The 10,532-nt window shown below is 52.4% G+C and carries 3 protein-coding genes and 1 pseudogene; 3 read left to right on the top strand and 1 reads right to left on the bottom strand.

The window, feature by feature from the left end; all coding sequences use genetic code 11:
• Nucleotides 1-822, bottom strand: a pseudogene (locus BST81_RS05010) (hypothetical protein); the annotation flags it as partial.
• A 175-nt stretch (nt 823-997) separates the two neighbouring features.
• Between BST81_RS05010 and BST81_RS05005 the strand changes: the two are divergent.
• Genes BST81_RS05005 through BST81_RS04995 form a run of 3 tightly spaced genes read left to right on the top strand, consistent with a single transcriptional unit; the run spans nt 998 to nt 10,295 of the window.
• Nucleotides 998-2,044: a serine/threonine-protein kinase gene (locus BST81_RS05005; protein WP_171974672.1), complete on the top strand. Its 1,047-nt coding sequence runs from the start codon at nt 998-1,000 to the stop codon at nt 2,042-2,044.
• Nucleotides 2,002-6,609 (top strand): AAA family ATPase, encoded by a 4,608-nt coding sequence (locus BST81_RS05000; RefSeq protein WP_075597439.1) that lies wholly within the window; start codon nt 2,002-2,004, stop codon nt 6,607-6,609. Before BST81_RS05005 ends, BST81_RS05000 begins: the two co-directional genes overlap by 43 nt.
• Complete coding sequence (locus tag BST81_RS04995) at nt 6,609-10,295, top strand: PAS domain S-box protein (protein ID WP_075597438.1); 3,687 nt, start codon at nt 6,609-6,611, stop codon at nt 10,293-10,295. The genes BST81_RS05000 and BST81_RS04995 overlap by 1 nt, the downstream gene beginning before the upstream one ends.
• Nucleotides 10,296-10,532 lie beyond the last annotated feature (237 nt).

The following is a 10,532-nucleotide window of genomic DNA, read 5'->3' as shown; positions in this document are numbered from 1 at the left end:
GCCGCCATGGCCCCCTTCCGCACCGCCATTGCCGCCATTGCCGCCATTGCCCCCATTACCGAACCCACCGAAGCCCCCCCCACCGCCAAAGGCGATCGTCCCAATTCCGTTTACCCCAATTCCGTTGATCCCAGCCAGGGCTCCCCGATTTACTTTGTACTTGGCTTGACTGCCGATAATTCGGAGGCCCGCCGGACTCAATTCAGGTGCATTGTGGCTATCAAAGTTAATGCCATTGATTTCTGAGATGGCCCCCCGGTTGACATTGAAGCGCTTGGCCCGGTTCTCGATCTGGCCGCTGACTGGCTGGGGAACCTCTCCACCCCGACCCCCGATCGCCCGATTGCGGCTGAAGGTGACATCGGTCAGGATGACTGGCCCCTCCTGGATGAACAGACCCCCGCCCATGCCTGCAGCCGCGCCAGCTCCGCCATACCCATCCTCTCCCTTAGCCAGCCCATCCGCGATCGTGAGATGGCTCAAGGATACCGGCCCCCGATCGACCCACAGCACCCGATAGTGGTCGTCCCCACTCAGGGTGTCATCCCCATTCCCCAGAAGGGTTAGCGGTCCCTGTAACCGGGGCAGAGGGCTGTGCAGCCGGATCGTACCGTTCACCCCAGTCAGGTCAATCGTGTCATCTTCGGAACTGGCATTGGACTGTTCGATCGCAGCCCGCAGGGAACCAGGACCGCCATCCTCGATCGTCGTGACAGGAATGCGGACGGCCAGGACAGGGCTGCAGCACATCCCCCACCACAGCAGGATCTGCAAACAGACCAGGAGCAGGGAAGTCAACCCGTGCTGTTGGATGGCCTTCATAGATGGAACTCCTTAGAGTGGGGATGCTCATTACGGCTCATCGGTCACAATAAAGATAGCGATAAAAGAAAGATAGCGATAAAAGATACCTTCCAAGGGAATATTTGACCTAATGGATCTCACTCAAGATTCAGAACAGAATCCCCTTCACTCTAACCCTCATAGCGCTTACGGCATGACTCTCCCATTGCCTCAGATTGCTTCCTATCGCCTGATTCATCTCCTCTATGAGGGTAACAGAACCCTGGTCTATCGGGGCATGGGAGAGTTCGATCGGCAACCTGTGGTGTTAAAGCTCTTAAAGCAGGAACACCCCAGCGTCAGTGATATGTTGCGCCTGCGGAATCATTACACCCTGACTCGGAGGTTGCATCTGTCCGGAGTGGTTCGTCCTCTGGGCTTAGAACCCTGGGGTCACCGATTGGTATTGGTTATGCCGGATCATGGCGATCTCTCCCTGCGAGACTATGTGCAGGAGCACCCTCTGACCCTGGAGGAGTTCCTTGGCATTGCCCTGCAATTGGCAGAGATCCTCCAGGAGCTACGCCAGCAAAGAATTATTCATAAAGATATTAAGCCTGCGAATATCCTGATTCAACCCGAAACCGGACAGATCACCCTGACAGACTTTGGGTTGGCCTCTCTCCTCCCCCAGGAAACCCAGGCTCTGAAACCCCCAGAGGAACTGGAGGGAACACTGGCCTACCTCTCCCCGGAACAAACAGGCCGGATGAACCGGGGCATTGACTACCGGACAGATTTTTATTCCCTGGGGGTGACTTTCTACGAATTGCTGACAGGTCAGCTTCCTTTTCCATCCCAAGACCCCCTGGATCTGGTGTATTGCCACCTGGCCAAAGAGCCGGTCCCGCCCCATGAGTTGATCAGACGTTTGGAGTCAGCAGTGAAGCCTGCCATTCCCGAAACCCTGTCCAGAATGGTCCTGAAATTGATGGCGAAAAATGCTGAGGATCGCTATCAAAGTCCTCTGGGACTGAAAGCGGATCTGGAGCTATGTCTGGATCAATACCGCACAATCGGCACGATCGCCCATTTCATCCCAGGCCAGGTGGATGATATGGCCCAATTCAATATTCCCCAGAAGCTCTATGGCCGAGAAAGTCAGGTCAAAACCTTGCTGGCAGCCTTTGAGCGGATCAGTCAGGGGGGGGTGAGCTCGTGCTGGTCAGGGGGTCTGCTGGCATCGGCAAAACGGCCCTGATCCATGAAGTGCTGCGAGGACTAACCCGCCAGAAGGGTTATTTTGCATCTGGAAAGTTCGATCAGTTGCAGCGCCATGTGCCCCTGGCGGCTCCTTTGCAAGCCTATCGTGGCTTAATTCGCCAATTGTTGACTGAACCGGAAACCCGATTGCAATATTGGCGCGATCGGTTTCTCGCCAACCTGGGCAGTAATGGCCAGTTGATGGTGGAAGCCATCCCCGAACTGGAACTGATGATTGGCAAACAGCCGCCAGTGCCAGAATTAGGGGCGATCGAAGCTGCAAATCGACTGACCCGGACCTTCATCCAGTTTGTCCGGACCCTACCCCATCCAGAGCATCCCCTGGTGATCTTTATGGATGACGTGCAGTGGGCTGATATTGCATCCCTGCAATCCCTGCAAGCTTACATGGCAGAGGCGGACCATCGTTATCACCTGATTATCTATGCCTATCGGGATAACGAAGTGAATTCGACCCATCCCCTGAGCCAATCGGTTGAGGCCATGCGGCAATTGGGGACGATCGTGACCGAAATCCAGCTAGAACCTCTGCCTCTGGAGCGGGTCACCCAACTGGTGGCAGAAACTTTGCATAGGCCTGTAGGGGCGGTAGCTCCCCTGGCATCCCTGTTGTTCGAGAAAACCTCTGGCAATCCTTTCTTTCTGATTCAACTGCTCCGAACCTTATCAGAAAACCATTTGATCTGGTTTGAGGTCATAACCCGGACATGGCAGTGGAATTTGGAGCAAATCCAGCAACAGGGCATCACGGACAATGTGGTTGAACTGATGATTCGGAAGATTGCCAAACTTCCCCTACCGACCCAATATCTGTTGCAGTTGGCTGCCTGTATTGGGAGCCAGTTTGACTTACCCACTGTGGCGATCGTCGCAGAACAGCCCCTGGGTCAGGTTGCTCAGAGTCTGTGGGATGCCATTCAGGCCGGATTGATCGTCCCAATGGGAACCGGGTATCGCCTGCCCCAGGTGCTGGATGCCGCAGAAATCTCAGATGCCCTGACCCAGGGTACTACGATCGAGTATCAGTTTTTGCACGATCGGGTGCAGCAGGCAGCCTATTCCCTGATTCCCAGCGATCGCACCCCCCTGATTCATCACCACATTGGTCAACTCTTGCTGCAGAAAATCCCGATCGCCCAGCGAGAAAACAAGATTTTCGACATTGTGAATCAACTCAACATGGGAGTGTCTCTCCTCGATCGACCGGAGGCGCGCGAGGAATTGGCCCAGCTCAATCTCCTAGCCGGACGCAAAGCCAAAACTGCCGCTGCCTATGCCGCAGCCCTCGACTATGTTCAGACAGGGATTAGCCTGCTGACGCCTACCTGTTGGCACGATCGCTATGCCTTCACGCTGCAACTCTACGAAATTGCTGTCGAGGTCGCCTACCTCACAGGCCATTTTGGCCAAATGGCGATCTGGGTCGAGATTTTCACCCAGCAAACCCACACCATTCTGGATCGGATCAAAGTCATTCAGGTCACGATCCAGAGCTATGCGGCCCGCAATCAGCATTTGGCAGGAATTACCCTGGCCCTGGACACCCTGGAAAAATTGGGGGTGAGTCTCCCTAGAACTCCGAGTATGGCCCAAATCCTGCAGGAGTTCAGTCAGGTTCAGTTGGCTCTGCAACAGCACAATCCAGGTGATCTGTTGCATCTGCCGGAGATGGCTGAGCCTGACAAGTTAGCTGCCAGTCAGATCCTGGCAAATATCAGTGGGGTGACGGCTATTGCCGAGCCGATTCTGATCCCGATCACCCTCTTGCACCACATTCGACTTCTGCTGAATTATGGCAACTCTCCCTTCGCTGCCCACGCCTATTGTGGCTATGGCATCCTGACTCATGTGTTTCTTCAGGACAGCGAGACGACCTATCAATTTGGCCAACTGGCCCTGCAACTGGTGGAGCGGTCACAGACCAATGTCCTCAACACTAAAATCTTCCAGTTGGTTGGGGCCTATACCATCCACTGGACAAGCCATCTTCGGGAAGCTTTACCATTTTTCGATCGGGCTATTGTCAGTGGCCCGGAAAACGGAGATCTGGAATTTGCAGGCTATGCTGCCATGACAAAATGCCAGTATCTCTATTTTTTGGGTCAAGAGCTGACCGAATTAAACCAGACCCTGATCGATTACAATCAAACCCTTGGAAAATTAAACCAGACTGCATCCGCAAGTCGAACCCAGATTCTGCAACAGGCCGTTTTGAATTTAAGTACCCCTAGCCATCATCCCTGGGATTTAACTGGGGATTTGTTGAAAGAGATGGAGTTCGTTGAGAAAATTAGAGCAGTCAACGATCGTTTAGGTCTGCATTACTTTTATTCGCATAAGCTGATTTTAAGCACTCTGTTTGGCGAGTACGAACAGGGATTGGCGAATTCTAAACAGGCTGAATTGTACTTGGATGGGGTGGAAGAGTTTTTCAATGTTCCAATTTTCTACTTTTACGATGCTCTGGTGCGATTACAGAATTGGGATGCCGTGACTGACGGTGATCGGGCAGAATTCCTGGAGAAAATTGATGCTAACCAGGACAAGCTGCAAAGCTGGGCCAGACAGGCTCCAATGAATTTTCAGCATAAGAAGGATCTGGTTGCGGCAGAAAAGCAGCGGGTGCTAGGGCAATATCTGGAGGCCATGGACCTGTACGATCGGGCGATTATGGGTGCGAGAGAAAATAACTACATCCAGGAGGAAGCCCTGGCCAGTGAACTGGCCGCCAGATTTTATCTAGCCCAGGGGCGAACCCGAATTGCCCAGGCTTACCTGACGGATGCCTACGAGGCGTACGATCGCTGGGGAGCCAAGGCTAAAGTCATTGATCTGGAAACCCGTTATCCCACACTCGTTCCAGACCACCGGGTGGGTGGCTCCAGGGAGGTCAGGCAGTGGCTATCATCCTCTGACAGCTACAGTAGTTCTGCTCGCTTGCTGGATTTGGCGACGGTCTTCAAAGCGTCCCAAGCCATTGCTCAAGAAATCCATTTAGAACGGCTTCTGACCACCCTGATGCAGGTTGTGATGGAAAATGCCGGAGCCCAAACGGGTATCTTGCTCTTAAAGGAAGAGGAGCAGTGGCAAATTGCCATTCACTGTACGGCACTGCAATTCTGCAGTCTCCAGTCAAAGCCTATGCAAGGGAGTCAGGATATTCCTGTGACTGTGGTCCACTATGTCGAGAATACACAGACTATCGTGGTCATCGATGTGGTTGCCATGCCCACTCCCTTCACGGCAGATCCCTACTGGCGCAAGCGGCAGCCCCAAAGCGTGTTATGCGCGCCAATTGTGAATCAAGCCCGCTTGATGGGCATGTTATATCTGGAAAACTGGACCACTGGGGGGACATTTACCCACGATTGGCAGGAACTGGTCCAACTGATTGCATCCCAAGCAGCAATCTCCCTGGAAAACGCTCGACTCTACAGCACGCTGGAACGGAAAGTCAACGATCGGACCCAGGACCTTTCCCAGGCACTGGCCCATCTCCAGGCGACCCAGCAAGAGCTGATCCAATCCGAAAAAATGGCAGCTTTAGGGCAATTGACTGCCAGTGTAGCCCATGAAATCAATACACCCCTGGGGGTGATCCGGAGTGCTATTAGCAATATCATGGCGGCCTTTAGCAACTCGCTTCAGCAATTGCCATCTCTGCTCCAACGACTCTCGCCCCAGCAGCAGTCAGCCTTCCTGACCCTGGTTAAAGCTGCACTGCAGGAACAGCAGGCCCCATCTACCAAAGCAGAACGGCAACGGCAACGACACCTGCAAACTATCCTGGCAGAACAGGGCATTCTGGATGCCGAAAGCATTGCAACTCAACTGACCCTGTTACGTCTGGGCCAAAATCTTGCCCCTTATCAGTCCATTCTGTCTGATCCCAATTGCTCTGCTATCCTGCAGGTTGCTTACAACCTGGTGCTGCAAAATCAGAATGCCAACTGTATTCAGCAGGAAGTTGATCGGGCAGGCAAGATTGTCTTTGCTCTGAAAACCTACAGTCATCACAATGCTAGCCGGGAAGAAAGCCTGACCCCCATCACAGATAGCATTGAAGTGGCCTTAACCCTTTATCAGAGACATTTCAAGCAGGACATCGAAATGATCCGTTGTTATGCTGCCGAGGTGCCTAAAGTTCGCTGCAATCCAGACGAGTTGACCCAGGTCTGGGTCAATTTAGTTGACAACGCCATTGATGCCATGGGTCAGAAAGGCACGCTAGAAATTACTGTGACTCAAACAGCCGATCGCGGAGTGGTGGCAATTACAGACTCTGGATGTGGTATCTCTCCGGACATCCAATCCCATATTTTTGAACCATTTTTCACCACCAAACCACGGGGGGAAGGGAGTGGATTGGGCTTGCATATTGTTCGACAGATTGTGGACAAGCATGCAGGAGAGATTCAAGTTCACAGTCAACCGGGTCGAACTACCTTCACCATCCAGCTACCTCTACCTGAGATTGCGCCTTCGTCAACAAACTCACACCAGCCTGATAGCTTGATGCAAGACTGCCCTGGAGATGACTGATGAGTAAGCCAACAATCCTCTGTGTGGATGATGAACCCAACGTTCTCCTCACCCTGAGAACCCAGTTGTTGAGGCACTTTCCCGACTACACGATCGAAATTGCTCAAAGTGCCACTGAAGCTCTGGAGTTGGTTGAGGATCTCCTGGAGGATGGGGTCGCTGTTCCCCTGGTCATTGCCGATCAGATTATGCCAGGGATGAGAGGGGATGCTTTTTTGATTGAACTGCATGCCCGCCATCCCAAAATTTTGAAAGTCATGCTGACCGGGCAAGCCAGAGCGGAAGATGTGGGCAATGTGGTTAACCAGGGTAATCTCTACCGTTTTCTCACCAAACCCTGGAGTGAAGCCGATCTGAGCCTGACGATCACAGAAGCCATCCGACGCTATCAACAAGACCAGCAACTTGCTCAACAGCAGTTAGCGCTGGAACAGGCTAATTGCAAACTGGAATTGCTGACTGCCGATCTGGAACAGCAGGTTCAGCAGCGCACCAAACAACTGCAACATCGGGAACAACAATTGCGACTCTTTGTTGAGCATACCCCTGCAGCAGTAGCCATGTTCGATCGGGACATGCAGTATCTCCTGACCTCTCGGCGCTGGAAAGAGGATTACCATCTGGATGATCAGGATATTATCGGACGATCGCACTATCAGGTTTTCCCCACCCTGCCCGATCGCTGTAAGGAAGTCCACCAGCGCTGTCTGGCCGGGTCTGTGGAACGTTGTGAGGAAGACTGCCTGGTTCTGAGCGATGGGACAGTCATCTGGACCCAGTGGGAGATTCGACCCTGGTACACCGAAGCTGATGTAATTGGCGGCATCATTATGTTTACCCAGATCATCACTGAACGCAAACAGGCTCAGGAAGCTCTGCGAGAGAGTGAAGAACGGTTTCGCCTGTTGTCAGAAATCAGCCCTGTGGGGATCTTTCGCAATGATCTTCAGGGACGTTGTATTTATGCCAATGCCAAAACTCTGGAAATTACTGGCCTGACTCTGGAAGAGAATCTAGGAGATGGCTGGGGCCGGAATTTGCATCCGGAAGATCGGGACTGGATGTATGCCGCTTGGTCCCATTTCGTAGAGCAAGTCAATCTCAACCATCTGGCTGAGTACCAGGTTGAGCACCGCTATCTCTATCCCGATGGCACGCTCAAGTGGATATTTGCCCAGGCTGTGCCCGAACAGAATGCGGCGGGGGAAGTGGTGGGCTTTATTGGCTCAGTGGTGGATATTACCAAGCGTATGCTGATTGAAGAGGCGGCCAAAGCCCGTGAACATCAGTTGATCTCACTCCTGAATAACATTCCCCACATTGCCTGGCTTAAGGATCGACAAGGCCATTTTCTGGCTGTTAACGAACCCTTCGGTCAGGCTTGTGGTTATACTCCGGCTGAATTAGTTGGACAAACTGATCTGGATATTTGGCCTCGCGAACTGGCTGAAGCTTATCGCCGTGACGATCTCAATGTCATTGCCCTTGGACGACAAAAGCGTGTCGAGGAAAGATTGCTGACAGCAGAGGGGATAGCGCAGTGGATCGAAACCATTAAAACTCCGATTTTCAATGATCGGGGGGAGGCCATTGGAACTGCTGGAATTGCCATGGATATTACCGAGCGTAAACAAGTGGCGCAGGCTCTGCAGCAACTCAACCACGAGCTGGAGGAACGGGTAGAGCAGCGAACCAGGGAATTACAGCAGCAGGGACAACATCTTCGATCGGAGCGCTTGCGGTTACAACTCGCTCTGGATGCCGCAAAAATGGGAACCTGGAGTTGCAACCTTCACTCTGGGGAACTGATCTGGTCGGAGCGGGCCCAGGAAATCTTTGGCTTTGTGCCAGGTTCTTTTCCGGGAGATCGGGAAACGTTCCTGGCCATGATCCATCTGGAGGATTACGATCGGGTGCTGCAGGCGATCGGAGATACTTTTGAACAGAATGTTCCTTACAACATCGAATACCGAATTCGCCGCCTGGATGGCGAAATTCGTTGGATAGCTGTCTGGGGAATTGTTCCCCAGGACGTTCCCCCGCCTGAACGGCAAATTGTGGGGGTGGTCACGGATATTAGCGATCGGAAGCAAAGTGAAGAAGCCCTGCGTCGTCTGAACTTCGACCTGGAATTGCGGGTAGAAAATCGGACGGCTGAACTGAAGGAAGCCAAAGAAGCTGCTGAAGCGGCCAACCAGGCCAAGAGCGCTTTTCTGGCCAACATGAGCCACGAACTACGCACCCCTCTGAATGCGATTCTGGGATTTTCCCAGTTAATGGCCCGGGATATTAACCTGACAGAAGTAAAGAGGCAACAGCTCAGTATCATTAATCGCAGTGGTGAACACCTGCTCAATTTGATCAACGATATTCTAGAAATGTCCAAGATTGAAGCAGGTCGCGCAACCTTAAATAGCATTTGCTTCGATCTGTATGAGCTGCTTGATCACCTGGAGGACATGTTCCGGTTACGGGCTGCCCAGAAAGCCTTGCGATTGACTTTCCATCGTGCAACGGATGTGCCCCATTATGTACGAGCCGATGACAATAAATTGCGTCAGATTTTGATCAACTTGGTGGGCAATGCTGTCAAGTTTACCGCCCAAGGGACTGTTCAATTGACTGTTGCAGTCGCCCCCTCCCCAGAGGCAAGGAACCCGATTAATTCTACGTCCACTTCTGATTCTCTAACCCTTTTATTTGAGGTCCAAGATACCGGTCCCGGCATTGAGCCCGATGAGTTGGATAGCCTGTTTGAACCTTTCATGCAATCCCAAAAACGCCAGAGCACCCAGGAAGGGACTGGGTTGGGGTTGGCGATCAGCCGACAGTTTGTGCAGTTAATGGGTGGCAAGCTAACCATTGCCAGAACATCAGAACAGGGTTCGACCTTCGCCTTTTCCATCCGGGTACAACCCGAAATTGCCCCTGACTCCAGTCAACGTTCCTGTTGTCAACAAATCATTGGGATTGCCCCGGGTCAGCCACCTTACCGTATGTTAGTGGTGGAAGATAATGAAACCAACTGCCACTTGCTGATGCAACTTTTGGCGTCGATCGGATTTGAAGTCCAGGCTGCGATGAATGGGCAGGCGTCGATCGACCTGTGGGAGACGTGGCATCCCCACCTGATCTGGATGGACCTGCGCATGCCTGGTTTGGATGGATATGAGGCTACCCGACAAATCAGGAGCAAGGAAGCGGAGCGTTACCAATCAGCCTGCCACCCCCAATCTTCAACTGTCCCTTCCTCCCCAGATCAGACTATTATCATTGCCCTGACGGCCAGTGCTTTCGAAGAAGAACGGGCTAGAGTTTTGGAAGTTGGCTGTAATGACTTTGTTCGCAAACCCTTTCAGGAAAATACCCTGCTCCAAAAGATCACTAAATATTTGGGCGTTCAATACGTCTATGCTGAAACAGAGGCCGATGCATTGGACAAGCGCATGAAGGGATGGCCCCTGTCTGCAACCGATCGGGTGGTGGCCCTCAAAACCATGCCTGCCAATTGGGTTAGAGAACTCCATCAGGCTGCCAGTCTGCTCGATCGGCAGCAGATCGAACGATTGATCCAGCAAATTCCCCCAGAACAGGCTCTCCTGGCAGAAGACTTGATGAAAAAACTGCACAACTTTGATCTGGAACACATCATAGAAGTGACCCAGGAGAGCCTGGGGGGTTCGTGAAAGAACCAAGTGTTTCAAACACTAAAACATTAAATGTTGCAACACGGGGGTCTGAGTCCTGGGCCAGATGGAATGGCAACTCCGGCTTTACCTGGCGGACAGGGCATACCACCCCTGCTCCGGATAAGGCAGAGGGTCAGACCCGTGCTTTTCTACAAGCAGATCATCAATGATCATCAATATTGATTTAATTTCAACCATGACAAAGAGGATGACAGTGGAAAACCTGTCCCGGTT

Source organism: Leptolyngbya sp. 'hensonii', from assembly GCF_001939115.1.
Classification (GTDB): Bacteria; Cyanobacteriota; Cyanobacteriia.
This window is presented reverse-complemented; position numbering and strand designations above follow the sequence as displayed.